Source organism: Paenibacillus jepli, assembly GCF_047238105.1.
In the GTDB taxonomy this organism is placed as follows: domain Bacteria; phylum Bacillota; class Bacilli; order Paenibacillales; family Paenibacillaceae; genus Paenibacillus_D.
Window position 1 is genome coordinate 6,768,570 of sequence record NZ_JBDFMD010000001.1, and the last position, 24,542, is coordinate 6,793,111.

Sequence of the window (24,542 nt, forward strand, 5' to 3'; positions counted from 1 at the left end):
CGAATGAACATGGGAATGATCCCGCAGATGACTGCAAACCTGGGTGATACAGGGGCGACGCCAGCAACAGCAGCTGGACAGAACACAGCAGCTGGGCAGAACACAGCAGCCGGCGACGGATTTGCCACAGTGCTCGTACATATCGTCGGCGACCAAACCCCGTCGGGGTCCGTTGCAACGCCAGTGGCCAATCAAGCGATCGCAGCTGTCCTGGGGACGGGACAATGGGAGATGACGCTGGCTGACGGTGAGGCGGGAGAACTGCTCCGGGTAATCGAACAGCTGCTTGAGAGCAGTGATGAAGATAGCGCCCAACTGTCCCCTGAGGATCAGCAGCAGTTCGAAGCTGTTCTGGCCGAGCTTAGCGCATTGCTGATCGCGATGAGTATGCTAACACCCGTTCAAGCCGATGAACCGACAGTTCCGGGCCAGACAGTGGCACGCATGACTCCCATCCAGAGCGAGGTGCAGACGGCGCCGATTCCAACAGTTGGCGACTTGGCTCCAGTCGCTACGGCACAGGAGCATATCGCTGAAGGCGTGGTCTTGCCCCCAGTAAGGAATCAGGAGCGTCTGCAGTCGGTATTGACCGCGATAACCGCCCGGCTCGAGCAAGGCGATCAGGCAACACGCCAATGGTTCCGCACTGCGGTGGAGCCGCAGCTTGCCGCACTGACACAGCTTCTCGCGAAAAGCGACATCCCTGGCACGCAGCAGATTACGTTACCAGCTCAGGTTGTTGCTGAGCTTGATCAGCCAAAGCCGCAGCCGACTTCAGTCGTCCATGCCGGCTCGCACTTGCAGCGGTTGAGCCAGCTTGCGAACCCGCCTGCGGCGCTGATCAGCGATCAGGCAGCGGCGGCGGCGGAGGGAGAGCAGCCTGAACCAGCGGTCAAAGGTGCAGCGCCTGAACCGGCACCTCTACCGATCATGCAGGACGGCAGCCGATGGCAGCCGCATCAGCTGAAGCCGCTCGTGCCTCAGCCCGTACCTGTGCAGAGCTTCCCGGATACTGTCAGCGGGATGGTCATGAAGCAGTTTGACGTGACGACAGTTAACGGCATGTCGGAAGCGCGAATCTCCTTGTTCCCTGAGCATCTGGGTCAGGTCGATGTGAAGATTACGATCGTCGGCGGTCAGTTGACTGCGATGTTCATGGCAGAGAACGGATTGGCCAGGGAATTGCTTGAGAATGGGATGAATCAGCTGCGCAGCGCCTTGCAGCAGCAAGGTCTTCAGGTCGAGCGTCTCCAGGTAACGCAAAGCGATCAGGCACAGCAGATGTTCCAAGAGCAGAGACAGCCTGGCTCCGGTGAACAGCATACTTCCCAGCAGCAGAAGTCTCCCCGTGCAAGCGCAGCGGAAGACAGCTTCGAAGAGGAGCTGATCGAAGAGACGGTCGTCCAGGAGCTGGGCTATGGCAATGCCATCAACGTTACGGCGTAAGAGCGGGGGTGAAATAAGCGATGTCAAATATAATCTCGACCAAAAACATATGGCCGAACTACAGCAAAAACAACATCACTTTGACCAAGCCGAAGGACGATACATTGGGCAAAGACGATTTTCTCAAAATCCTGATTACCCAGTTGAAATATCAGGATCCGATGCAGCCGATGCAGGATCGCGACTTTATCGCCCAGATGGCCCAGTTCTCTTCGGTGGAACAGATGATGAACATGGCCAAGGAGATGACGCAGCTTCGGCAGAATATGGGGACGGCCTCCAATATGATCGGCAAGACGATCGAATGGAGCGAGATGGACCATAACGGGCAATTCCTCCGCTATAGCGGAGAAGTCAATGCCATCGTCATGAAGGATGGCGTTCAGTACGCCCAGGTAGGTGATTGGTTCGTGCCGGTGGACAACATCGTGGCGATCACTGTGGCAGGCGCCGGCGAGGGGGAAGAACAGGATGAATGATCCGATCCGGATCGGTCAGCTATTCCCGGCCCAGCCTACGCCAGTAGGCGTCAAGCCCGCCTCTCGCACAGGCGCGCCGCCAGCGGATTTCAAGAAGCTGCTGGATGATACGGAGCTCCGGTTCAGTCAGCATGCCGAGCTCAGGATGAAGCAGCGAGGCATTTCGCTGCAGCCTGACCAATTGCAGAGCATCATCTCGGCGATCGATCAGGCGGAAGCCAAAGGAGCCAAGGATTCGCTGGTGCTGATGCAGGGCGTGGCGATGATCGTCAACGTGCCGAGCCGAACTGTAGTGACCGCGATGACCGGCCAATCGATGCTGCAGAATGTGTTTACCCAGATTGATAGCGCAGTCGTCATTTCTTAGTACACAGGGCTGGACCTAGCAGAGGAGGCCCGGGACTGTGGACCGATTGAAGCAGTCCGATAACGCTGTACATCATTTCATTTACGGGAGGAAGATTCTACAATGTTGAGATCTATGTACTCCGGCGTGTCCGGTATGCGCGGCTTCCAAACCAAGCTGGATGTGATCGGCAACAACATCGCCAACGTCAACACCGTCGGCTTCAAGGCCGGGCGGGTCATGTTCAAGGATATTCTGAGTCAGACGGTGGCCGGCGTGACCGCGCCGATCGAAGGCGAGACCGGGGGCGTCAACGCCAAGCAGGTCGGTCTGGGCGTGACCATCTCCGCGATCGATACGATTCATACACCAGGCAGTGCCATGACGACCAATGTGCCAACCGATTTGCGTATCGATGGCGACGGATTTTTCGGCGTCAAGCTGAGTGAAGATCAGGAGTTTCCTTTCCTGACGCGGGCGGGCGATTTTAGACTCGACGCAGCGAGACAACTGGTTAATGGCGACGGGATGTTTGTCATGAGCTCTGAAGGTGAACCTATTATTTTGGATGAAGAAGTGACCAGCTTCTCGATCGCCAGCAACGGTGAGATTATTGCCGTCAACGCAGACGGCACGACGGAGCCGACGGGCATCATGATCGGCATCGCCATCGTAACCAATCCGGGCGGTCTGGAGAAGATCGGCGGCAACCTGTATCGCGTGACGCCGAACGCGATACTGGATGGTGAGTTGGAGATGGGGGAAGCCGGTAATGCCGAGGTGGGCTCGGGCTCGATCGTCGCCGGCCAACTGGAGATGTCCAATGTCGACCTGACCAGCGAATTCACCGAGATGATCGTCGCGCAGCGCGGTTTCCAGGCCAACTCGCGGATCATTACCACTTCCGATGAAGTGCTGCAGGAAGTCGTCAATCTGAAACGATAATAGAAGAGTTCACTCTTCAGTACTACGTCTGGGATGAGGCGGCCCCGCCGCCTCTTCTGAACCTAGAGGGGGAAGATCATGATTACTGTAACGCGTCTGAACCACTCCAAAGTGACCGTCAATGCGCTGCTGGTCGAGCTGGTCGAAGAAATGCCGGATACGCTCATCACATTAACGACCGGCAAGAAATTTGTTGTGCTCGAGAGTGCCGAGCAAGTCGTCGAGCAGATCCAGAGCTACCTCCGGGGAATAGGCGTAGCTGCAGCTTCAATAAAGAGCAATCCAACGGAGGAGTCGACGCGATGAAAAGAATGTTGCCGTGGTTAATTACCATCTTGCTGTCTATCACGCTCATTGCCATAGTTGCTGTATTTTTGTACAACCAGTTCCTTAACCCGACATCAGCCAACCCTACTGAGCAGGCGCTGAGCAGTGTGCAGGATATTAAGCCCAATCAGCTGACAGCCGATAAACGGGTCGAACTAACCTCGGAAGTGACCGGCGTCAAGACGAATTTGTCAGATCTCGACTTTATTGTCGTGATGAGCTTTGCCTTTCAACTGGATTCCAAATCGACCAAAGAGGACTTTGAGAAGATCAAAGAAATCGAGATCAAGCCGATCATCGTGCGCACGCTTGCCGATGCTACGGCAGAAGAGATGCAGGGATCCAAAGGCAAGGACGAGTTGTCGGCCCGTCTGCTCAACAGGATCAACCCCATCCTCCCCGAGGGCGGCAAAGTAACGAAGGTTGACATCACAGAATTTATTATACAGCGTCTCTAACAACAGGGAAGGCCATCTTCTAACGGAGAGGAGGAGAGAAAATGGTTGATGTCTTATCGCAGAATGAAATAGATGCGCTGCTGGCGGCTCTCTCTTCCGGCGAGATGGATGCCGAGGAGCTCAAAAAAGAGGAAACGCAGAAGAAGATCAGGGCCTATGACTTCAAGCGGGCAGTCCGATTCTCGAAGGATCATATCCGCAGCTTGACCCGGATCCATGAGAACTACGCCCGCTTCCTGACTACCTACTTCTCTGCCCAGCTGCGGACCTTTGTCCAGATCAATGTCGTGCAGGTGGAGCAGCTGCCTTATGACGAGTTCATCCGCTCGATACCGAAGATGACGATACTGAATATATTCGAAGCGGAGCCGCTCGAAGGACGGATGGTGCTGGAAGTGCACCCCAATGTCGCTTTCGCGATGCTGGACCGGCTGCTTGGGGGGCAAGGCTCCGCGCCTTCGAAGATCACGGCGCTGACTGAGATCGAGACGATGGTAATGGAGCGGATCTTCAGTCGGGCTTTCGAAAGTCTGCAGGAGGCATGGCGGACGATCATCGATCTGTCGCCTCGTCTGGAGGCGCTGGAAACCAATCCGCAATTCATGCAGATTGTCTCGCCCAATGAGACGATCGCGCTGATCTCGCTCAGTACGAAGATTGGCGAGACGACGGGAATGATCAACCTCTGTATTCCGCACGTGGTCATCGAGCCGATCATGTCCAGACTGTCGGTCCACCACTGGTTTGTCTCGCAGAAAAAAGCGAGAGCGCCAGAAGAAGTGGAAATGCTGGAGGCCAGAGTCAACAAAGCTAAGCTGCCAGTGGTGGCGGAGCTCGGCACTTCGTCGCTCTCGGTCCAGGAGTTCCTCGGACTTGCAGTGGGGGATGTGATCTCGCTGAAGAAGCATACGGATGAAGGGCTGCATATCAAGGTCGGCGAAAAACTGAAGTTTATCGGCAGTCCGGGCTCTGTCAAGGACAGACTGGCTGTGCAGATTGACGAAATTGTCAGCGAAGGAGCGGAAGAAGACTATGACGAGTAAGGATTATCTGTCTCAGGAAGAGATCGACGCGTTGCTGCGCCAATCCGCAGGCGAGTCCGAAGAAATTCCGGCAGCAGAAGCCTCGTCGGAGACGGAAGCCTACATTAGCGAGATCGAGCAGGACGCGCTTGGGGAGATCGGTAACATCACGTTCGGCAGCGCTGCGACGGCTCTTTCAACCTTACTGGGCAAAAAAGTAGATATTACGACGCCTAAAGTTTCTATTATTAAGCGGGAGGATCTCGATACGGAGTTTCCAAAGCCGCATGTAGCAGTTCACGTTCACTATGTGGACGGTTTTCAGGGCATCAACTCGCTGGTGATCAAGACGCGCGACGCCCAGGTCATCGCAGACCTGATGCTGGGCGGAGAAGGGGAGGTAACGGCCCAGGAGCTCAATGAAATCCATATCAGCGCCGTGCAGGAAGCGATGAATCAGATGATGGGCTCGTCGGCTACGTCGATGTCGACCATTTTCAACCGATTCGTCAATATATCACCGCCGGGCATCGATATCCTGGATGTCAACAGCGGTGAAGGCGTCAATAATCTGCCGCCGGTAGACGTATTTGTCAAAATTTCTTTCTCGCTCAAGATCGGCGATCTGATCGATTCGACGATCATGCAGCTGCTTCCAGTCTCGTTTGCCAAGGAGATGGTGTCCACGCTGATGGGCGGCGGAGCAGAGGAAGAAACGGCAGCGACAGCAACCAGCGAGCCGGCAGCCGCAGCGCCAACCGAGCCGGCGTATGCCCCGCCAGCGCCTGCAGCGCCTCCCGCAGCCGCTGCGCATCATGCGCCTTCGCCGCAGCAGGAACAGACGCCGCCTTTTTATCCGGATTCGCAGCCGGCATACGGAGCGCCGATGACGCCGCCGCATGCCCCGCAGACGTATGGCGCAGGCTACGGCCGCAACACTAATGTTCAACCGGTGCAATTTGCCAATTTCCAAGGTCCGTCGTACACGCAAGCAGACGACACCAACCTAAATTTATTGCTCGACATTCCTCTTAAAGTAACGGTAGAATTAGGAAGGACACAAAAGCAAATCAAGGATATTCTTGAGTTGTCTCAAGGGTCCATCATTGAGCTGGACAAGCTGGCCGGTGAGCCGGTTGATATTCTGGTCAATAACAAGCTGATTGCCAAAGGGGAGGTCGTTGTTATCGATGAGAATTTTGGTGTCCGGGTTACGGATATTGTCAGCCAGTGGGATCGCATTCAAAAATTACAATAACATCTGGGAGGAAGAAGAACGATGGCAAACCGCATTTTGATCGTAGACGACGCTGCTTTTATGAGAATGATGATCCGGGACATTCTATCGAAAAACGGCTACGAGGTCGTCGGTGAGGCTCAAGACGGCGCACAGGCGGTGGAAAAATACAAGGAACTCAAGCCTGATCTGATCACGATGGATATCACAATGCCGGAGATGGACGGGATCTCGGCGCTAAAAGAGATCAAAAAGATGGACGGCAATGCAAAAGTCATCATGTGCTCCGCGATGGGCCAGCAAGCCATGGTCATCGATGCCATCCAGGCGGGTGCCAAGGATTTTATCGTCAAGCCGTTCCAGGCGGACCGGGTTATTGAAGCCATCAAGAAGACGCTCGGGGCTTAGGACGAACGTGATGCGCGCACCAGTGCTTCGGACCGGACTATGGATGGGCGGAGCCTGGACCGTCTTGCAGCCGGACTTAGCTGCAGCCTCCGGTACGGAGGGCGCAGGCGGGGAAGAGTTGCCCGCCGAACTCATCTCGGACACCAGCATGATGGGCAGTCTGATATGGGTGATTGTATCCCTGATATTAGTTATCGGTTTGATTATTCTGTTTGTGAAGTTTTTATCCCAGCGAAGCCGCAGCTTCGGCATCAACCGCGCCATGCGAACGCTTGGCGGCGTGGGGCTGGGACCGAACAAGTCCCTGCAGGTTGTCGAGCTTGGCGGTAAGGTGTACATACTTGGCGTCGGGGATGATATCACGCTGCTCGATACGGTGAAGAATCCCGAGGAGGTCGAAGCGTTGCTCGCGTCTTTGGAGCAACCCTCGACGCTTGGCGTGGGCACGTTGAGCGGCCTGCTGGGCCGCCTGCGCGGACGCGCAGAGCAGCCGCAGCCCGGCGAAGATCTGTGGCAGACGCCAGCTTCATTCCAGGACGTACTGGATGAGAAGCTGCAGCGTCAAGCAGAGCGCAAACAACAAGTCCGGACGCTGCTGGATGACTCTAAGCAAAGGGATCGGTTGGATGAATGAAAATAAAGCTGCTATACACGACTGTCGCTCTGATGTTGCTGGCACTGGTTTACCCGGCATTAATCTATGCCGAGCCGCTTCCTGACATAAGCATCCAGATCGGGGACGGCGAAGGGCAGCCGGGAACATCGGCATTGTCCATCCTGCTGCTGTTGACGGTCCTCAGTGTCGCGCCGGCGATCCTGCTCATGATGACCAGCTTCACCAGGGTCGTCATCGTTCTGGGCTTTGTCCGGACGTCGCTGGGTACCCAGCAGATGCCGCCGAACCAGGTGCTGATCGGGCTTGCGATGTTCCTGACGCTGTTCATCATGGCGCCGACACTGTCGCAGGTGAACGAGGTTGCGCTGCAGCCTTATCTGAATGGCGAGGTCACGCAGACGGAAGCCTTGGAGCAAGCGGCCGTACCCATGAAGCAATTCATGGTCACGCACACACGCGAGAAAGATTTGTTGCTTTTTATGAACTACACCGGAACCGAGAGACCGTCCAGCTTCGAGGACATTCCCATTACGGTGCTGATACCCGCATACGTGCTTAGCGAATTGAAGACTGCCTTTCAAATGGGCTTTATGATCTTTATCCCGTTTTTGATCATTGACATGGTCGTGGCCAGCGTTCTGATGGCGATGGGGATGATGATGCTGCCGCCGATCATGATATCGCTGCCGTTTAAGATTTTGCTGTTCGTCCTAGTCGATGGCTGGTATCTGATCGTCAGGTCTTTACTGCTCAGTTACAGCTCATAATTCAGTCACTTCAGGAGGGAGCGCGTCATGAGTCCGGATTTTATCGTCGGTCTCGCGGGCCAAGCTGTTTACACCGTACTCAAAGCATCAGCGCCGATGCTCGTACTTGGATTGGCAGTCGGCTTGATCGTCAGTGTCTTCCAAGCAACCACCCAGATTCAGGAGCAGACATTGGCTTTTATTCCGAAGATTGTAGCCGTCCTGTTGGCTGTCCTGTTGTTTGGACCATGGATTCTCAATGTGCTGGTGGATTTTACGTTCAATCTGCTCAATAACCTGCACAATTATATTGGATAGGCTGTGGATCGATGGATCTCTTCCTACAGGTGTTTCCTATTTTTTTACTTATTTTTTGTCGAATTACCTCATTTTTCGTCGTGGCGCCGATCTTTTCCACCCGCGGGGTGCCGGCTGCCGCCAAGATCGGTTTAGGTTTTTTCGTCTCATTGATGGTTTTTCTGGCTGTTGGGCTGGATCAGACGCCTGTTCTTGATGCCGGCTATGTACTGACGGTTATAAGAGAGATTCTTATTGGACTTTTACTCGGCTTTGTCGCTTATCTGTTTTTTACGATTATCCAGACCGCCGGCAGCTTTATCGATTTGCAGATGGGCTTTGGCATGGCCAATGTGATCGACCCGATGACCGGCGTTTCGACGCCGATGCTGGGTAATTTCAAATTTATGCTCTTAATTCTGGTCTTTCTATCGATGAATGGTCATCATCATCTGCTGATGGCGATCATGCAGAGCTATGAATGGATTCCACTCGGCAACGAATTGTTCATGCGCATCAGCCAGGGCAATGTGAGTACGTTTCTGGTCGAAACGTTCGCCTATACGTTTATATTGTCTCTGCAGATGTCCGCACCGCTTGTTGTCGCGATGTTTCTTACCGATGTGGGACTGGGCTTTCTCGCCAGGACGGCGCCGCAGTTCAACGTGTTCGTGATCGGCATTCCGCTCAAGATTTTGGTCGGATTTCTGATACTGGCTATGTTGATGCCGGGGATCGTCACCTTGTTCGGTTACATTTTCGAGGAGATGTTCAAAGCGATGGAGCAGCTGCTCAATCTGCTGAGTACCGCTCCCGAGGTCTAGGGGGAACACCATGAGAGCCTACCGCTTACAGCTGGATCTACAGCTGTTCTCGCAGGAAAAAACAGAAAAAGCAACCCCCAAGAAGAAACAGGAATCGCGCAAAAAAGGCCAGGTCGCCAAAAGCATGGAAATTCCGACTGCCCTGATCCTACTGCTAACCGTCCTCAGCTTCGTCATGTTAGGAGGTTATTATAAAGTACGATTGCTTGGCATGATCGGCAATGTGTTGGAGAATCAGCTGACCATGCAAGTTACGCCGCAGAATGTGATGCCCCTGTTCTCGGGAATTATCCTGAATGGACTGATCCTGCTGGCGCCTTTATTCTTAATTGTGCTTGTGATTGCGCTGGCGGGCAACCTGGCCCAGATCGGGTTTTTGCTTACAGGCGACCCGCTCAAGATGAAGTTTTCCAAGATCAATCCGATTGAAGGGTTCAAAAAAATATTTTCCATGCGTTCGGTCGTCGAATTTTTGAAAAGCGTACTGAAGATGACAATCATCGGCATTCTGGTGTACATGACCCTATGGGGTGAACTGGAAAATATACTGCGATTATCACAGGTATCGGTAGATGCGATCTTCGCTTTCGCCGCATCGCTTACCCTTTCATTGGGACTAAAGATCGGCGGCATGCTACTCGGTCTGGCTGTATTGGACTATCTCTATCAAAGATACGACTATGAGAAAAATCTCCGGATGTCCAAGCAGGATATCAAAGACGAATATAAAAAAACCGAGGGCAATCCCATCATCAAAGGACGGATCCGGGAGAAGCAACGGCGGATGGCCATGCAGCGGATGATGCAGGAAGTTCCCAAGGCCGACGTCATTATTACTAATCCGACCCACTTCGCGATCGCGCTCAAATACGACTCGGGCGATATGGAAGCGCCGATTGTATTGGCCAAAGGGATGGATTTTGTAGCCCAGCGCATCAAGGAGGTCGCCCGCGAACACGGCATCGTCACGATGGAGAACAAGCCGCTGGCCCGTGCACTGTATGATCGCACCGAGATCGGGGACGCCGTCCCTGCTGATCTGTTCCAGGCTGTAGCCGAGGTGCTCGCTTATGTATACAAGCTCAAACGCAAGATCAAGTAAGGCAGAATCATACAAGGGGAGGAGGACAAGGAGATGAAGATCAAAGATCTGGCCATCCTGATCGGCATCATCGGCATCGTCCTGATGATGGTTATCCCAGTTCATGTGAACGTGTTGGATGTACTGCTCATCATTAACATTTCGGCTGCTTTGATGATCCTGCTGATCGCGATGAATACGCAGAGCGCTCTGGAGTTCTCGATCTTCCCGGCGATCCTGCTGATTACGACTCTGTTTCGACTGGCTCTCACCGTATCCACCACACGCAATATACTCGGCGAGGCAAATGGAGGCAGAGTTGTCGAGACCTTTGGCAATTTCGTCGCTGGCGGTCAGGTTGCAGTTGGTTTCATCGTCTTCCTAATCCTCGTAGTCGTTCAGTTTATCGTTATTACAAAAGGCTCGGAGCGGGTGGCCGAGGTCGCCGCGAGGTTTACGCTCGACGCGATGCCGGGCAAACAGATGAGTATTGATGCGGATCTGAACGCCGGGATGATCAATGAGTCGCAGGCTAGGGAGCGTCGTCAGAAGATCGAACGCGAAGCGGATTTTTATGGTGCGATGGACGGCGCCTCCAAATTCGTCAAAGGCGACGCGATCGCTTCCATCGTCATTATGTTTATCAACCTGCTTGGCGGATTTGTAATCGGCATGATGATCCATGGCATGCCGTTTGGCGAATCGCTGGAGAAATATTCGATCATGACGATCGGCGATGGACTCGTCAGCCAGATCCCTGCGCTGCTGATCTCCACAGCCGCAGGTCTGATCGTCACCCGCGCCGCGTCGGAAGGAAACCTCGCATATGATCTGACCAATCAGGTCACTCGTTATCCGAAGCTGCTCTATATCGTTGCAGGAACGATCGCAACACTCGGCATCATGACGCCGATCGGTCCGCTCGCGACCTTGCCGCTAGCGGCGATTCTGACCTTTGCCGGCTGGAAGATGTCCGGCAATCTGAACAAACGCCAGCAGGAGGAAGAGCTGATGGAGGAGGAGCAGCAGATCGAAGAGGTTCGGAGTCCGGAGAGCGTCATCAGCTTGCTGCAGGTCGACCCGATCGAATTCGAATTCGGCTACGGTCTGATCCCTTTGGCGGATACGCAGCAGGGAGGCGACTTGCTCGATCGGATCATCATGATCCGCAGACAGTGCGCTCTGGAGCTCGGAATCGTGGTGCCGGTCATCCGGATCCGGGACAACATCCAGCTCAGGCCCAATGAATATGTCATCAAGGTTAAAGGCAACACAGTCGCCAAGGGAGAGCTGCTGCTGGGCCATTACCTGGCGATGAGCCCGGGGTTCGATGATGATTCGATCGTCGGTATCGAGACGAAAGAGCCGGCATTTGGCTTGCCGGCGCTGTGGATCGACGAAGAAACCAAGGAGCGGGCAGAGCTATCCGGGTATACCGTCGTAGATCCTCCGTCGGTAGTTGCCACACACTTGACGGAAGTGATCAAGAAGCATGCTCATGAGCTGGTCGGTCGTCAAGAGACCAAAGCATTGGTGGAAAATCTGCGTGAGGCCTATCCGGCCCTGGTCGAAGAGCTCATCCCATCGATCCTGACGATCGGCGATATCCAGAAGGTGTTGGTCAAGCTGCTGAAGGAGAAAATCTCGATCAGAGATCTCGTGACGATCTTCGAGGCTCTTGCCGATCATGGCAATTTCACCAAGGATCCGGATATTCTGACCGAATATGCGAGACAAGCGCTGTCCCGTCAGATTACCAATCAGTACTCGGCGGTAGGCGACACGCTGCGCGTCATTACAGTCGGGCCATCGCTGGAGAAGAAAATCGCCGATTCTGTCCAGCAATCGGAGCAAGGAAGCTATCTGGCGCTGGACCCGGTATCCTCGCAGCAGATCTACACGAAGCTCAATGAACAGGTGAGCCGTCAGATCCAGTCGGGTCAGCAGCCGATCGTGCTCGCCTCGCCGACGATCCGGATGTATCTCCGTCAGATCGTCGAACGGACGATGCAAGACATACCGGTCTTGTCATATAGCGAGCTGGAGCCGAGCGTTGAAGTGCAGAGCGTCGGGGTGGTGAATCTATGAGAGTGAAGCGTTATGTCGTCAATACGGTGCCCGAGGCACTGCCGGCGATCCGCAGCGAGCTGGGCAAGGATGCGGTCATCCTCGGTACAAAAGAGATCTATGTGGGCGGATTTATGGGCATGTTCCGCAAGAAAAAGATGGAAGTCATCGCCGCAGTAGAAAGCGAAGGCTCCTCGGCGCCGTCATCGCCGCAGCGCCAACCGGCGGCAAGGGGAACCGTTGCGGCGGCGTACGGTGGCCGTGCTGCCCCTCCACCGGCCAAGCAAGCATTGGAAGCGGTCAAGGCACCTGTCAAGCCTCCCGCCGACCGGGAGCTCAAGCAGTCCGACCCCGATCCGCCGGTCCATCGCGCCATGCCTCAGGCTCCACAGCCTCCGGCTGCCGCCGTCGCCGAATCGCCCGGGCAGCAAGTGCTAATGGAAGAAATCCGGGAAATGAAGCAGATGGTCAGCAGGTGGTCCAAGCAGCAGACAGCCGAAACGCTCCCGCAGCCGCTTCGACAGCTGCAATCCCGGCTGCTGGAGCAGGAGGTGGCGGGAGAATGGGTTGACAAACTGGTCGCTGAGGTACAGGCGGATGAAGCCTATCATCCCGAAGCAGCTGCCAGCGAGATCTGGCCGATCGCATCCCGGAGGCTCAAGGAGTGGCTGACACCGCTGGCCGACCATGGGATTGATGACAGCGTGCGGGTCATCCAGTTCGTTGGTCCTACCGGTGTAGGGAAGACAACAACGATTGCCAAGCTCGCTGCGGATCAGGCGTTAAGAAACAAGCGCAAGGCAGGCTTCATTACGTCCGATACGTACCGGATTGCAGCGGTGGATCAGTTGCGGACATACGCCAACATTTTGAATGTCCCGATGGAGGTGGTGTTCTCGCCGTCTGAGCTGAGCAAAGCTTTTGCGCAGCTGGCTGACCGGGATCTGATCATGGTCGATACCGCCGGGCGGAACTTTCGCAACAGCTTGTACGTCTCGGAGGTCAACAGTCTGCTCCAGGCAGGCGAAGGCTGTATGACTTATCTGGTACTGAGCCTGACGGGCAAATCACGCGACATGATTGCTATTGCTGAGCAGTTTGCCACATTTGGCGTAGATCAGGTCATCTTCACCAAGCGGGATGAGACAGACACGATCGGAGCGATTCTGAACGTCATGCTGGCTCATCGCTACAAGCCGGCATACATTGCCCATGGGCAAACCGTGCCAGACGACATCGAGCCTTTCCGCATAGACCGCTTTGCGGAACAACTGTTGGGGGAGATCGTCGATGAATGACCAGGCACAGGCGCTGCGCAATATGGTACTTGTGCAGGGCGAATCTTCAGAGCAGCGGCCGACCCGGATCGTTACGGTTACCAGCGGTAAAGGCGGTGTCGGCAAGTCGAACTTTAGTCTCAATTTTGCGCTGGCTCTGCAGCAGCTTGGCCAGCGCGTCCTGGTGTTTGATGCCGACATCGGAATGGCGAACATTGATGTGCTGATGGGCCGCAGATCTGCTTACAGCCTCTATCATCTGTTGAAACGGGAGAAGACGATCTGGGAGATTGTCCAGGAGGGGCCGCAAGGCCTGCATTACATCGCCGGCGGGTCGGGCTTCCGCGACTTGCTCGATCTTGCCGCAGACGAGCTGGATTATTTCAGTGAACAGATCGGCAAGCTGCACGGTCATTATGACGTCATCCTGTTCGATACCGGAGCGGGTCTCTCCAAAGAGACGGCACGATTCATTGCCGCGGCTCAGGAAACGATCGTCGTCACGACGCCTGAGCCGACTTCGATCACCGACGCGTACGCGCTGATCAAGATGGTTCACGCGATGGGAGAGACGGCCGGGTTCCAGCTGGTCATCAACCGGGCTGCCGACCGTAGAGAAGGAAAGCAGACCGCCGACAAAATCGCACTCGTGGCGCGCCAATTTCTGGATACCGAGATTCCGATGCTCGGTATCGTGCTGGACGATCCGCATGTGCCGAAGGCAGTCAAACGGCAAGTGCCCTTCTCCATCGCTTATCCGGAGGGAATAGCCTCCAGAGCGGTTGCCGAGATCGCCCGCCGTTTTATCCACGGGTCAGGCGACTCTACAGCCGAACCAGCGGCTGGCGGAGGGATCAAAGGATTTCTACATCGCATGTTCAGTCGTAAAACCTGATCCTTTGCAAAGAATGGAGGGAGCCCACAGTGACTCCTTATCGCGTGCTAGTCGTCGACGACTCGCCTTTTATGCGCAAGATTATAACGGACTTGATTGTCCGCAACCGGGACTTTGCGGTGGTGGCCACCGCGAAGACGGGCTCGGAAGCCATCGATGCTGCGAGGCTGTGGAAGCCGGATGTCATCACGATGGATCTGGAGATGCCGGAGATGAACGGTCTCGATGCTTTGAGACGGATCATGGCCATCCAGCCGACTCCGATTATTATGCTGGCCGGAATCAGCGAGGACAACACGACAGAGACCATCAAGGCTTTGCAATTGGGTGCCTTTGACTTCATCCGCAAGCCTTCCGGCGACGGCTCGATGAGCATCGAGAAGGTGGCTCAGCAGCTGCAAGACAAACTAAGGGCCGCTGTCTCCGCGAAATCCAGGGATAGCCGGATGCCTTCCGTATCCGTCAAGCGTACGGAGCTTCCAAAGCCCAACCCGCCAGAATCGAAAGTCCGTCCGCCGCTCTCCAAACCCGTGGAGCCCGCGGTGTCTCCGGCACCTGCCTTGCCGCCGGATACATCTACCAGGCAGGAGGACAAGCGGGCCGGTGCCAAACCGACGTTTGCCACTTTTCAACATATCGTTGCGATCGGGACTTCCACTGGAGGGCCGCGGGCGCTGCATGAAGTGATCGCCGCTCTGCCCGCAGGCTTTACAGCTCCGGTATTGGTCGTTCAGCATATGCCGCCCCGCTTCACCCGCTCCCTGGCCGAACGTCTCGATTCGTTCAGCGAAGTGCAGGTGGTGGAAGCGGAACAGGGCGTCAGAGTGCGGGGCGGGACGGTTTACATCGCTCCTGGAGGCTTCCACATGGAGCTCGCCCGCGACCGCAACGGTTATTACATACATCTGCATGAAGAGGCGCCACGACATGGCCACCGGCCATCGGTGGATATCCTGTTCGAATCGCTCGCCCACCGTACCGAGCTGACCCGCCACGCCGTATTAATGACAGGCATGGGCAGCGACGGAGCGATCGGGATGAAGCAATTGTTGGACAGCGGCGCTGCCAGCACGGTCGCCGAGTCGGAAGAAACCTGTGTCGTCTATGGCATGCCCCGTACGGCGGTCGAGAAAGGCGGCGTCACCGCCGTCCTCCCTCTCCACCGGATTGCAGGGCATCTGACTCGGGTCATCACCTAGAATCGGCTGCGAATCACGCAAGTAGCATTATCATCCCACGCAGGAGGTGCACAGGAATGGATATGAACGCGTACCTGTCGATGTTTATCGACGAGTCTAACGATCATCTGCAATCGCTCAACGAGAATCTGCTCCGCCTCGAGAACGAGCCGGAGGATCTGAGTATCGTGCAAGTTATCTTCCGCTCGGCGCATACCCTCAAAGGCATGTCGGCTACGATGGGCTTTGAGGATCTGGCGTCGCTGACGCACGAGATGGAAAATGTGCTCGATCTGGTCCGCAACGGCAAGCTCAAAATGGACAGCTTTATTTTTGATACGTTATTTAAAAGCCTGGACGCGTGGAGGCGATGGTGCAGGACATCATCGGCGGCGGTTCGGGTAAAGCCGATGTGAGCACCATCGTAGCCTCCCTGCAATCCATCGTGAAAGGCGATTACAGCAAACCGGAGACGCAGGGCGGCGGCAGTGCTGTCGCAGCTTCGTCGACTGGCGGCGGCATGGCGCTGGATGAATTCCAGACGTCGATCATGCAGCAGTCCATGGATAGCGGACACAACGTGTACCATATCCAGGTTACGGTTCGCGAGGACTGTGTTCTCAAGGCCGCACGCGCCTATATGGTCTTCGACGTGTTGGAGCAGAACGGCGAGGTGATCAAATCCGATCCTTCTGTCGAGCAGCTGGAACAGGAGAAATTTGACCGCGAATTTATCGTTTTTTACATCTCTCAACTGCCGGCAGAAACGCTCAAAAAGCAGATCGAGGCCGTCTCGGAGATCGACTCCGCCGCAGTGACACTGCTCGATGCCGAGTCGCTATCGATGCTGGCCAAACCGGCAGTGGTTGAGCGACAAGCAGCTGTACATGAAGCTGCGTCGACCACGGAGGCGACAAAAGAGGTTGCTGCTACCCGTTCCCAAAGCGCCGCCTCAGCTGCCCCTGCAGCCGTGAACCGTACGATCCGCGTCGATATCGAGAGATTGGATACGCTGATGAACCTGTTCAGCGAGCTGTTGATCGACCGGGTGCGTCTGGAGCAACTGGCCGGGGAGATCCGGCGCAATGATCTGATCGAGACGGTCGAGCATATGGCGCGGGTCAGCGGCGACCTGCAGAGTATCGTCTTGAAGCTTCGGATGGTTCCCGTCGATTCGGTCTTCAATCGGTTCCCGCGGATGGTGCGCGATCTGGCCAAGTCGCTCGACAAAAAAATCGATCTGGTTATTGCAGGTGCTGAGACCGAGCTGGACCGGACAGTGATCGACGAGATCGGCGATCCGCTTGTCCATCTGATCCGCAACTCTTTGGATCATGGCATCGAGCAAGTGTCCGATCGTCTTGCAGTCGGCAAGCCGGAGGTTGGCACCGTGCACTTGCGTGCATATCACAGCGGCAATCATGTATTTATCGAGATCGAAGATGACGGCAAAGGCATCAATCGCGAGACCGTCTTGAAGATTGCTATCAAAAACGGTGTTATCGCGCCGGAACAGGCAGAAGGCATGAGCAATGAGGAAGTCTACATGCTGCTGTTTGCGCCAGGGTTCAGTACGGCGGACAAGATCTCTGATATCTCGGGCCGTGGTGTCGGTCTGGACGTCGTCAAATCCAAAATCACTTCGTTAGGTGGGCATGTAAGCGTCGATTCGACGCTGGGCAAAGGCACGACGTTCTCCATCCAGCTGCCGCTCACGCTCTCGATCATCTCAGCCATGCTGATCAAGTTGGGATCGGAGAAGTATGCCATCCCCCTTACGTCCATCGTCGAGACGGCGATCATCAAGCGTGAGACGATCCGCAATATCCACGGCAATCGGATGATTGAGTTCAGGGGAGCCATCATCCCGATCCTGTCCTTGAGCCGGATTCTGGAATCGCCGGATTATTCCGAGGACCAGGAAGTTGAATCTGAGATCGTCATTATCCGGAAGGGCGACAAATGGGCAGCAGTGATCGTGGATGATTTTATCGGACAAAGCGAGATCGTGTTGAAATCGCTTGGCAATTACCTGACCGGGATCGAAGCCGTATCCGGAGCGACGATACTTGGCGACGGTCAGGTTGCACTCATTATTGATCCGAACGCACTTATCAAATAGGAGGGACAACACATGGCCGAGGAACTGAAAGTCATTGTATTTGCACTGGCGAGCGAAGAGTATGGCATCGAGGTGGATAAAGTACGGACGATCGAGCGGATGATGCCGATTACACGCGTACCCAAGACATTGGATTTTATCAAGGGCGTCATTAATTTGAGAGGTGTTGTCATTCCGGTTATCGACATGCGCGGCCGTTTTGGACTAAGCGAGACGGAGCCAACCGAGAATTCTCGGATCATCATCGTCGCTGTCAATGAGCTGGAGGTAGGCTTCATCGTCGATGCGGCTAACGATGTTATCGATATCGATAGCGATACAATCGATTCGCCGCCGGAAGTCGTCGGCGGCATCAAAGCCAAGTATTTGCGCGGGGTGGCCAAACTGGGAGACGGCAGGCTGCTGGTCATGCTCAATTTGTCAGAGGTGCTTAACAAGAGCGAGATTATCCAGCTTGAGCATCTTGAGGACTAAGCGGTGAATCTCTTTCAAGAGTTTGCCGACTTCAAGATGGATGTGCTCAAGGAAGTGGGGAACATCGGCGCTGGCAATGCTGCTACCGCGCTGTCGCGCCTGCTCGACAAACCGATCGATATGACTGTGCCCAGAGTCACCTTAATCCAATTTGACCAGATTGCCGAGCGGGTTGGCGGTTCCGAACAAGTCGTAGTAGCTGTCTTCTTGCGCGTGGAAGGCGATGCGCCGGGCAATCTGTTCTTCATCATCGAACAAAAGTCTGCCAAGACGATGTTGAACAATCTGCTGTCGATCAGGGTTGCCGGTGACGACCAATATTCGGAGATGGAATATTCGGCGCTTTCGGAAATCGGCAATATTTTGGCCGGGTCCTATCTTTCGTCGCTTGCTGATTTTACCAAGCTGTCGATGATCCCTACGGTGCCGTCCATCGCCGTGGATATGGCTGGCGCCATTCTCAGCTACGGGCTGCTGCAGTATGGTCAGATGGGCGACAGCGCATTGTTGATCGATACCGCCTTTCTGGAGGGGGAAGAATCAATGGAAGGCCATTTCTTCCTCATCCCCGATCCAGAATCATTCAAGAAAATTTTCCAAGCATTGGGCGTGCCATTCGAATGACCGTGGAACAAAAGCTTGTGAAAGTAGGTATGGCCGACCTCGGCACCGCCTCGGAGGGTGAAGTGATCCGAACGACAGGCTTGGGGTCTTGTGTCGGTCTTACCTTGTATGATCCCAAGACCCGGCTGGCCGGTCTTGCTCATGTGATGCTGCCCACCTCGTCGATCGCCCGGGAGTCTGCGATTAACCTCGCCAAGTACGCCGATACGGCCATACCTGAACTGATCCGGCGTCTAATCGCTTCAGGCGCGGCGACGGATCGTCTGGTAGCTAAGATGGCCGGCGGAGCGCAGATGTTCGTTTTTGCCGGCCAGTCGGACACGATGCGGATCGGTCCGCGCAATGTGGAGTCCTGCAAGCTGGCACTATTGTCGTTTGGCATTCCTGTGATTGCCGAAGATACCGGCGGCAATTATGGCAGGACCATCGAATTGGACTGCCGCAGCGGGATTCTGGCAATCCGCAGTGTTCAATTCGGCTCAAAGGAGTTGTAAGTGTGTGGTAGGCTCGATTCGATGGAATATCGTTTTTGCAGTGGCTGGTGCCCTGCTTACTATCCTGTTCTCCAGCGGCGTTAACAATCTTGGTGTAACCATGCTGCGGGGACTGTATGCTGCATTTGCATTTTTTATCCTGGCGTTTGTGTTGCGGCTTGTATTGGGTCTGATCATCGGCCCCCCCGCCGATAGCGGTACGGATGATGAATCCGAAGAAAGCCGGGGAACCGTGCTGGACCTGGCGACACCGGATGATTCGGAGGATATGAACCGACTGCTGCGGTCCCAGCTGGATGAGAACGGCACACCTACATCACAGCATGAAGAACAACAACAAGATCTTGAGCCGTTCCGCCCGCTGACGCCTCCCAAGCTTGCAACCAAGCAGCAGGAGCCTGAGCAGCTGGCTCAGGCGCTGCGCCAGCTCAAGGACCAAGAGGGGCAAGAATGATGACGACATGCGCAAACCGGAATTACGGGTATCGTCCATACAAGGATAAGCTTATCCCCGGAAGGCTTCAGGAGGGTGAGACGATGAATGAACCGAAACCGAAACCGCCGCATCTATCCAATATCGAAGTGTGGCAGAGATTCAAGAAGGAAAAAGATCTGGAAGCCAAAAAGCAGTTGATTGAGCAATATCTTCCCTTGGTTGATTATGTCACGAATCGGATGGCCATCGGCTTGCCTAAAAACGTATCCAAAGACGACCTCGCCAGCAATGGCGTCATGGGCTTGATCGACGCTATCGAAAAGTTCGATTACGAGCGGGGCTTACAATTCGAAACTTACGCATCCTGGCGAATAAGAGGCGCGATGATCGACGGTCTGAGACAAGGGGACTGGGTTCCGCGTTCGGTTCGCGAGAAAGCGAAAAAAATAGAAGAGGCTTATCAGCATCTGGAGCAGCAGTACCTCCGTTCAGTCAGTGATGCAGAGATCAGCGATTATCTGCAGGTAAGCGAAAAAGAATTTGTCCACATGCTTCAGGAAATTGCAGTTACGACGGTCTGCTCGCTTGAGGACCCGATCCGCGAGGAGGATGCGGAGACTCGGCTGTCCCTGCTGGTGGACGAGAAGGCCAAAAATCCAGATTATAAAGTACACGAACAGTATATGAAGGATTCCATTATAAAGGGGATCGAGAGACTAACTGAAAAAGAACGGATCGTTATTTCATTATTTTATTACGAGGAGTTGTCTTTAAGCGAAATTGCCGAGGTCATGTCGCTCTCTCCCTCTAGAATCTCACAACTTCATTCCAAGGCGATTCTCCGCTTGCGCGGGGCAATGGGCAAGATCAAAAATCAATTGATGGAGCATTAGGAGGGATTGAGCCGATGGCAATGGCGGGTGAAAATAGCTTGGAGTCATTCATGGCAGTCGAGGTCTCCCAAGACAAACTGTCCGCTTTTCTTCATATTCATCGTTTGGACGATGGGTTTGTATGCACCTTCCAGGAGTTGGAGCAATGGCTTAAGTCGCATCACATCGTGCATGGGATTGATGTGACGATGATTGCTCAGATCGCGAAGAGTCCAGCAGACTTTCAGGGCAGGAAGTGTCTGGTGGCTGCGGGGGAACCGCCCCGGGACGGTGAGGACGGGCTCATCCAGTTCACATACGATATGGAGCATCAGCATGCCAAGCCCAAGGAGCAGGAGGACGGGAAGGTCGACTTCCGCGAGGTCAACCAGCTCCGCAATGTGAACCGAGGTCAGCTGATCGCCCGCAAAACGCCAGCCACTGCCGCGTCACCCGGCAAGGCAGTGACTGGGGAGATGCTGTTCGGCCGTGACGGCAAGGCAGCCCGTTTCAAAATCGGCAAGAATGTCGTCCTTGGCCCCGATGAGATGTCGCTGTATGCCGCGATCGAAGGCATGGTAACGCGTACAGAGCGGGACAAGATCAACGTATTTCCTGTCTATGAAGTAAACGGCGATGTTGATTACAAAATCGGCAATATCGATTTTGTCGGCACGGTCGTCATCCGCGGCAATGTACTGAGCGGGTTCCGCGTCAGGGCGTCCGGCGACATCCGGGTAATCGGCGGGGTCGAAGGGGCGGATCTGGAATCGGAAGGCTCCATCGAGATTACCGGGGGCATCCTCGCTGGCAACAAAGGCAGTGTCAGAGCCGGGCGCAATGTGAAAATGGCGTTTGTCCAGGATGGCAATGTTATTGCCGGAGAGGATGTACTGGTCTCGCAAAGCATCATGCACTCTCAGATCCGGGCAGGACGACACATCATCTGCTCCGGGGCAAAAGCGCTTCTGGTGGGCGGGCTCGCGCAGGCAGGCGAGCGTGTGAGCGCCAGGACAATCGGCAATACGATGTCTACCGCTACGGTCATCGAGGTAGGCGTGCGACCCGAGCTAAGGCAGCAGCTGACCGAGCTAAGGCAGCAGCTGCGTATTTGTTCAGTCAATCTGGATAAGTCGGACAAAGCGCTGGTTATGTTGGACCAGCTTGCCGCGCTGGGCAAGCTGTCGCCGGAGAAGCTGGCGATGCGGATCAAACTGACGGCAACCAAACGGCAGACGCTGGAAGAACAAAATGAGCTGAAGGAGCAAGTCCTTGAGCTCGAAAAAACACTGGAAGAAACAGACAAGGCTCGTGTCGATGCAATTAACATCGTCTACGGCGGCACCAAAATTGTCATCGGTCATTATACCCGGTTTGTCAAGGATCCCTCGCAGCGCGTCACCTTCCGGTACGCCGACGGGGATATCGTCATGTTGCCGTATCAATAAGCTTCCTATTGTACTGCCTCTATTACTATGACGAACGGAGGTCACGCTCATGACTTATCGATCGCTGGATTTGCAGATCTCTGTCCCCCGCACGCCCGACGCCGGAGGACTCCAGAGCCAGATGATGAACCGGCCGATCATGGAACAAGAGAAGCTTGCCGAGGAGTCGCTTAAGACGGAGGAGGAGCTGCGCCGCAAGAGCAGTGAAGTCGAAGCGTCGGCCGAGCCGGCCATCAGGGATGACGAGAAGGGACGCGGGGGCAGCGGCCAGCAGAGACATGCCCAGGGGGAGACAGAGGAGAATCATCCTCCTAAAGAGTCTCCGGCGCCCCACCCCTACAAAGGCAAACATATCGATATATCTCTGTAGATGTAGTTCAAAAAGCTCGCTTTTGATCACGAACTTTAAAAAGCAGTTATATAGCTAATGAATGGCAGGTGAGAGCGATGGACCTTGATATCTGGCAGTACGTCGTGCTGCTCGGCGCGTTTGCGTTGGTGCTGGGACTGATGATCCCCCGTAAAAAATCGGATCCGGCGCCAGACAACGCCCAATTGGTCGAACAGGCGCTGGATCAGTTCATGGCGTCATCAGAGACGGATCACCAGGAGTTGGTGGCGGTCGTGAGCAAGGCACAAAAGGAGTGGCAGCAGGCTGCTGCTGCCAGGGATCATCGGATCGCCGAGCTGGAGCGCCGTTGCGGATCGCTGGAACAGCAGCTTGCGGAACAGCAGCTGCGGTTTGACGATCGGCTGGAAAAGCTGCAGGCAGCAGCCGTATCTGCGGCTTCCCAAACGCAGCCAGGGACCGGGCCCCAAGTAGTCGCGGCACCGGAATTGAATATCAGGGCAAGGTATGCGGAGCTGTTCCAGATGCACGAGCAGGGCAAGTCGATCGAGTCGATCGCCCGCAAAGCGGGTCTGAATAAAGGGGAAGTGCAGCTGATCTTGCAGCTCTCCAGACAGGAGGAGCGTCATCGTGTTTAGGAACCGGTCCTTCATGTTGGGATTAGGTACGGGCATTATCGCCGGCTGCTTGCTGCTGGTGCTCATGCAGACGGCGGAAGAGAGCGAAGCGAGGCTGCTTGATTTTGATTCGGGCCATGCAACGGAGTCACCCGCAGATGGAACCAGCTACACGGAAGAAGAATTACTGACACTGCTGGCTGCCGAAGCCGAGCGTGTGAGAAGCGAGCTCGCTGAACAGTTGTCCGCGGAACAGGAAGCGCCAGCTGTGGATGAGGTGCAGGAGGAGAAGCCGCTGCACCGCGTAGTCCGGATCAAGAGCGGGACGACTCTGCAGACGGCAGCCGGTATCCTGGAGGATTACGGACTAATCGACAATCGGCTGCAGTTTATTGCAAGAATGAAAGAACAAGGCGGTAAAATCCGACGTGGAACGTTTTATTTCGAAGGGCGGCCGGATGAAGACGAAGTTCTGCGCATCATCACGGGACCGCCGATTACACTGGAATAGAAGCCGTTCTGTGGTTGCATGCGATTATGAGATATGGTATAGTAATTGACGGTGTTAAAAACACACGCTTGTCAATTTTGCCAAGGGTGCTTGCCGCATGACGGCAAGTCTTGTCAAAAGATGCGACAGGCGGAGGATCTAAATAAAACCATGTACAGGAGGTGTTGTGAAAATGGCGGTTATCTCCATGAAACAGCTGCTTGAGGCTGGGGTTCACTTTGGTCATCAAACGCGTCGCTGGAACCCTAAAATGGATCGTTATATTTTCACAGAAAGAAACGGGATCTACATCATTGACCTGCAGAAGACGGTCAAAAAAGTCGAGGAAGCGTACAATTTTGTCCGCTCGATCGCAGAGGAAGGCGGCAGTATCCTGTTCGTCGGCACGAAGAAGCAGGCACAGGATTCGGTTAAGGAAGAAGCCGAGCGCTGCGGCAATTTCTACATCAACCAGCGTTGGCTCGGCGGTACGCTGACCAACTATCAGACGATCCAAAAACGGATCGACCGTCTGAAACAGCTGGAGAAGTGGGAAGAGGACGGTACTTTCGAAGTGCTGCCGAAGAAAGAAGTTATCATTCTCCGCAAGGAAAAAGAGCGTCTCGACAAATTCCTGGGCGGTATTAAAGGTATGAGAGGCTTGCCGAGCGCGCTGTTCATCATCGATCCGCGCAAGGAGCGCATCGCTGTAGCGGAAGCTCGCAAATTGGGTATCCCTATCGTAGGTATCGTTGATACGAACTGCGATCCGGACGAGATCGATTATGTCATCCCCGGCAATGACGATGCCATCCGTGCAGTCAAGTTGCTGACATCGAAGATGGCAGATGCAATCGTGGAAGCCAACCAAGGTGAGCAAACGACTGCATAATATAATTAAAATTGGTTGTTCGAAATAGAACGTATGAGAAGGGTGGTCAGAAGGTGCGTAGCCTCTCACCATCCT

Annotated in this window: 28 protein-coding genes and 1 pseudogene; all 29 read left to right on the top strand. The window is 54.8% G+C overall.

The features are described 5' to 3' along the window. The first annotated feature begins 3 nt into the window (after window positions 1-3). The 29 genes and pseudogenes from ABC336_RS28905 to rpsB all read left to right on the top strand — a co-directional run bounded on the left by ABC336_RS28905 (window position 4) and on the right by rpsB (window position 24,467). Window positions 4-1,446, top strand: a complete 1,443-nt coding sequence (locus ABC336_RS28905) for a flagellar hook-length control protein FliK (protein ID WP_413241954.1) — start codon at window positions 4-6, stop codon at window positions 1,444-1,446. Window positions 1,447-1,466: 20 nt separating this feature from the next. Continuing rightward, complete coding sequence (locus tag ABC336_RS28910) at window positions 1,467-1,925, top strand: flagellar hook capping FlgD N-terminal domain-containing protein (RefSeq protein ID WP_413241955.1); 459 nt, start codon at window positions 1,467-1,469, stop codon at window positions 1,923-1,925. Next, window positions 1,918-2,292, top strand: coding sequence for a TIGR02530 family flagellar biosynthesis protein (locus ABC336_RS28915; protein WP_413241956.1), 375 nt, complete (start codon window positions 1,918-1,920; stop codon window positions 2,290-2,292). The genes ABC336_RS28910 and ABC336_RS28915 overlap by 8 nt, the downstream gene beginning before the upstream one ends. Before the next feature lie 102 nt (window positions 2,293-2,394). Next, window positions 2,395-3,216, top strand: coding sequence for a flagellar basal body rod protein FlgG (gene flgG, locus ABC336_RS28920; RefSeq protein WP_413241957.1), 822 nt, complete (start codon window positions 2,395-2,397; stop codon window positions 3,214-3,216). A gap of 78 nt (window positions 3,217-3,294) precedes the next feature. Then, on the top strand, window positions 3,295-3,522 hold the full coding sequence (locus ABC336_RS28925) for a flagellar FlbD family protein (RefSeq protein WP_413241958.1): 228 nt from the start codon (window positions 3,295-3,297) through the stop codon (window positions 3,520-3,522). Next, window positions 3,519-4,001 carry a flagellar basal body-associated FliL family protein gene (locus tag ABC336_RS28930; protein ID WP_413241959.1) on the top strand — a complete coding sequence of 161 codons (483 nt, stop codon included), beginning with the start codon at window positions 3,519-3,521 and terminating at the stop codon, window positions 3,999-4,001. The genes ABC336_RS28925 and ABC336_RS28930 overlap by 4 nt, the downstream gene beginning before the upstream one ends. A 41-nt stretch (window positions 4,002-4,042) precedes the next feature. Next, window positions 4,043-5,044 carry a flagellar motor switch protein FliM gene (fliM, locus tag ABC336_RS28935; RefSeq protein WP_413241960.1) on the top strand — a complete coding sequence of 334 codons (1,002 nt, stop codon included), beginning with the start codon at window positions 4,043-4,045 and terminating at the stop codon, window positions 5,042-5,044. Beyond that, the gene (fliY, locus tag ABC336_RS28940; protein WP_413241961.1) at window positions 5,034-6,281 is read left to right on the top strand and encodes a flagellar motor switch phosphatase FliY; all 1,248 of its coding nucleotides are present in this window, start codon (window positions 5,034-5,036) and stop codon (window positions 6,279-6,281) included. Before fliM ends, fliY begins: the two co-directional genes overlap by 11 nt. A 21-nt stretch (window positions 6,282-6,302) precedes the next feature. Next, entirely contained in the window at window positions 6,303-6,668 is a 366-nt protein-coding gene (locus ABC336_RS28945) for a response regulator (protein WP_413241962.1), read from the top strand. Window positions 6,669-6,678: 10 nt separating this feature from the next. Beyond that, window positions 6,679-7,302, top strand: a complete 624-nt coding sequence (locus ABC336_RS28950) for a flagellar biosynthetic protein FliO (RefSeq protein WP_413241963.1) — start codon at window positions 6,679-6,681, stop codon at window positions 7,300-7,302. Then, entirely contained in the window at window positions 7,299-8,051 is a 753-nt protein-coding gene (fliP, locus tag ABC336_RS28955; RefSeq protein ID WP_413241964.1) for a flagellar type III secretion system pore protein FliP, read from the top strand. Before ABC336_RS28950 ends, fliP begins: the two co-directional genes overlap by 4 nt. Before the next feature lie 27 nt (window positions 8,052-8,078). Continuing rightward, window positions 8,079-8,348 carry a flagellar biosynthesis protein FliQ gene (gene fliQ, locus ABC336_RS28960; protein ID WP_413241965.1) on the top strand — a complete coding sequence of 90 codons (270 nt, stop codon included), beginning with the start codon at window positions 8,079-8,081 and terminating at the stop codon, window positions 8,346-8,348. 11 nt (window positions 8,349-8,359) lie between these two features. Beyond that, a complete protein-coding gene (gene fliR, locus ABC336_RS28965) occupies window positions 8,360-9,151 on the top strand; it encodes a flagellar biosynthetic protein FliR (RefSeq protein WP_413241966.1) in 792 nt (263 codons plus the stop codon). A gap of 10 nt (window positions 9,152-9,161) precedes the next feature. After that, entirely contained in the window at window positions 9,162-10,253 is a 1,092-nt protein-coding gene (gene flhB, locus ABC336_RS28970) for a flagellar biosynthesis protein FlhB (protein WP_413241967.1), read from the top strand. Window positions 10,254-10,286: 33 nt separating this feature from the next. Next, a complete protein-coding gene (flhA, locus tag ABC336_RS28975) occupies window positions 10,287-12,320 on the top strand; it encodes a flagellar biosynthesis protein FlhA (RefSeq protein WP_413241968.1) in 2,034 nt (677 codons plus the stop codon). After that, window positions 12,317-13,597, top strand: coding sequence for a flagellar biosynthesis GTPase FlhF (flhF, locus tag ABC336_RS28980; RefSeq protein ID WP_413241969.1), 1,281 nt, complete (start codon window positions 12,317-12,319; stop codon window positions 13,595-13,597). Before flhA ends, flhF begins: the two co-directional genes overlap by 4 nt. Then, window positions 13,590-14,471, top strand: coding sequence for a MinD/ParA family protein (locus ABC336_RS28985; protein WP_413241970.1), 882 nt, complete (start codon window positions 13,590-13,592; stop codon window positions 14,469-14,471). Before flhF ends, ABC336_RS28985 begins: the two co-directional genes overlap by 8 nt. A 29-nt stretch (window positions 14,472-14,500) precedes the next feature. After that, complete coding sequence (locus tag ABC336_RS28990; protein WP_413241971.1) at window positions 14,501-15,670, top strand: protein-glutamate methylesterase/protein-glutamine glutaminase; 1,170 nt, start codon at window positions 14,501-14,503, stop codon at window positions 15,668-15,670. A 56-nt stretch (window positions 15,671-15,726) separates the two neighbouring features. After that, window positions 15,727-17,771: pseudogene (locus ABC336_RS28995) on the top strand (chemotaxis protein CheW). Window positions 17,772-17,783: 12 nt separating this feature from the next. After that, on the top strand, window positions 17,784-18,245 hold the full coding sequence (locus tag ABC336_RS29000) for a chemotaxis protein CheW (RefSeq protein WP_413241972.1): 462 nt from the start codon (window positions 17,784-17,786) through the stop codon (window positions 18,243-18,245). Between the two features lie 3 nt (window positions 18,246-18,248). Further along, entirely contained in the window at window positions 18,249-18,869 is a 621-nt protein-coding gene (locus ABC336_RS29005; RefSeq protein WP_413241973.1) for a chemotaxis protein CheC, read from the top strand. Then, on the top strand, window positions 18,866-19,363 hold the full coding sequence (locus tag ABC336_RS29010) for a chemotaxis protein CheD (RefSeq protein WP_413241974.1): 498 nt from the start codon (window positions 18,866-18,868) through the stop codon (window positions 19,361-19,363). The genes ABC336_RS29005 and ABC336_RS29010 overlap by 4 nt, the downstream gene beginning before the upstream one ends. 4 nt (window positions 19,364-19,367) lie before the next feature. Next, complete coding sequence (locus ABC336_RS29015; protein WP_413241975.1) at window positions 19,368-19,817, top strand: hypothetical protein; 450 nt, start codon at window positions 19,368-19,370, stop codon at window positions 19,815-19,817. Between the two features lie 83 nt (window positions 19,818-19,900). Next, window positions 19,901-20,692, top strand: a complete 792-nt coding sequence (locus tag ABC336_RS29020) for a FliA/WhiG family RNA polymerase sigma factor (protein ID WP_413241976.1) — start codon at window positions 19,901-19,903, stop codon at window positions 20,690-20,692. Between the two features lie 20 nt (window positions 20,693-20,712). Continuing rightward, window positions 20,713-22,119 carry a flagellar assembly protein A gene (locus ABC336_RS29025; protein WP_413242635.1) on the top strand — a complete coding sequence of 469 codons (1,407 nt, stop codon included), beginning with the start codon at window positions 20,713-20,715 and terminating at the stop codon, window positions 22,117-22,119. Window positions 22,120-22,168: 49 nt separating this feature from the next. After that, window positions 22,169-22,489 (top strand): hypothetical protein, encoded by a 321-nt coding sequence (locus ABC336_RS29030; RefSeq protein WP_413241977.1) that lies wholly within the window; start codon window positions 22,169-22,171, stop codon window positions 22,487-22,489. A 77-nt stretch (window positions 22,490-22,566) separates the two neighbouring features. Then, a complete protein-coding gene (locus tag ABC336_RS29035) occupies window positions 22,567-23,106 on the top strand; it encodes a hypothetical protein (protein WP_413241978.1) in 540 nt (179 codons plus the stop codon). Then, a complete protein-coding gene (locus ABC336_RS29040) occupies window positions 23,099-23,596 on the top strand; it encodes a hypothetical protein (protein ID WP_413241979.1) in 498 nt (165 codons plus the stop codon). Before ABC336_RS29035 ends, ABC336_RS29040 begins: the two co-directional genes overlap by 8 nt. Window positions 23,597-23,768: 172 nt before the next feature. Continuing rightward, window positions 23,769-24,467 carry a 30S ribosomal protein S2 gene (rpsB, locus tag ABC336_RS29045; RefSeq protein ID WP_020615255.1) on the top strand — a complete coding sequence of 233 codons (699 nt, stop codon included), beginning with the start codon at window positions 23,769-23,771 and terminating at the stop codon, window positions 24,465-24,467. Window positions 24,468-24,542 lie beyond the last annotated feature (75 nt).

Excerpts from the sequence above, each read along its gene's own strand:
- ABC336_RS29000 (WP_413241972.1), top strand. The coding sequence starts at position 17,784 with ATGGCCGAGGAACTGAAAGTCATTGTATTTGCACTGGCGAGCGAAGAG.
- ABC336_RS28915 (WP_413241956.1), top strand. The coding sequence starts at position 1,918 with ATGAATGATCCGATCCGGATCGGTCAGCTATTCCCGGCCCAGCCTACG.
- ABC336_RS28950 (WP_413241963.1), top strand. The coding sequence starts at position 6,679 with ATGCGCGCACCAGTGCTTCGGACCGGACTATGGATGGGCGGAGCCTGG.
- ABC336_RS29035 (WP_413241978.1), top strand. The coding sequence starts at position 22,567 with ATGGACCTTGATATCTGGCAGTACGTCGTGCTGCTCGGCGCGTTTGCG.
- ABC336_RS29025 (WP_413242635.1), top strand. The coding sequence starts at position 20,713 with ATGGCGGGTGAAAATAGCTTGGAGTCATTCATGGCAGTCGAGGTCTCC.
- flhF (WP_413241969.1), top strand. The coding sequence starts at position 12,317 with ATGAGAGTGAAGCGTTATGTCGTCAATACGGTGCCCGAGGCACTGCCG.
- ABC336_RS29010 (WP_413241974.1), top strand. The coding sequence starts at position 18,866 with ATGACCGTGGAACAAAAGCTTGTGAAAGTAGGTATGGCCGACCTCGGC.
- fliM (WP_413241960.1), top strand. The coding sequence starts at position 4,043 with ATGGTTGATGTCTTATCGCAGAATGAAATAGATGCGCTGCTGGCGGCT.
- ABC336_RS28930 (WP_413241959.1), top strand. The coding sequence starts at position 3,519 with ATGAAAAGAATGTTGCCGTGGTTAATTACCATCTTGCTGTCTATCACG.
- fliR (WP_413241966.1), top strand. The coding sequence starts at position 8,360 with ATGGATCTCTTCCTACAGGTGTTTCCTATTTTTTTACTTATTTTTTGT.
- ABC336_RS28910 (WP_413241955.1), top strand. The coding sequence starts at position 1,467 with ATGTCAAATATAATCTCGACCAAAAACATATGGCCGAACTACAGCAAA.
- ABC336_RS29020 (WP_413241976.1), top strand. The coding sequence starts at position 19,901 with ATGAATGAACCGAAACCGAAACCGCCGCATCTATCCAATATCGAAGTG.
- ABC336_RS28925 (WP_413241958.1), top strand. The coding sequence starts at position 3,295 with ATGATTACTGTAACGCGTCTGAACCACTCCAAAGTGACCGTCAATGCG.
- fliY (WP_413241961.1), top strand. The coding sequence starts at position 5,034 with ATGACGAGTAAGGATTATCTGTCTCAGGAAGAGATCGACGCGTTGCTG.
- rpsB (WP_020615255.1), top strand. The coding sequence starts at position 23,769 with ATGGCGGTTATCTCCATGAAACAGCTGCTTGAGGCTGGGGTTCACTTT.
- fliP (WP_413241964.1), top strand. The coding sequence starts at position 7,299 with ATGAAAATAAAGCTGCTATACACGACTGTCGCTCTGATGTTGCTGGCA.
- ABC336_RS28985 (WP_413241970.1), top strand. The coding sequence starts at position 13,590 with ATGAATGACCAGGCACAGGCGCTGCGCAATATGGTACTTGTGCAGGGC.
- ABC336_RS29030 (WP_413241977.1), top strand. The coding sequence starts at position 22,169 with ATGACTTATCGATCGCTGGATTTGCAGATCTCTGTCCCCCGCACGCCC.
- ABC336_RS28905 (WP_413241954.1), top strand. The coding sequence starts at position 4 with ATGAACATGGGAATGATCCCGCAGATGACTGCAAACCTGGGTGATACA.
- ABC336_RS28945 (WP_413241962.1), top strand. The coding sequence starts at position 6,303 with ATGGCAAACCGCATTTTGATCGTAGACGACGCTGCTTTTATGAGAATG.
- flhA (WP_413241968.1), top strand. The coding sequence starts at position 10,287 with ATGAAGATCAAAGATCTGGCCATCCTGATCGGCATCATCGGCATCGTC.
- flgG (WP_413241957.1), top strand. The coding sequence starts at position 2,395 with ATGTTGAGATCTATGTACTCCGGCGTGTCCGGTATGCGCGGCTTCCAA.
- fliQ (WP_413241965.1), top strand. The coding sequence starts at position 8,079 with ATGAGTCCGGATTTTATCGTCGGTCTCGCGGGCCAAGCTGTTTACACC.
- flhB (WP_413241967.1), top strand. The coding sequence starts at position 9,162 with ATGAGAGCCTACCGCTTACAGCTGGATCTACAGCTGTTCTCGCAGGAA.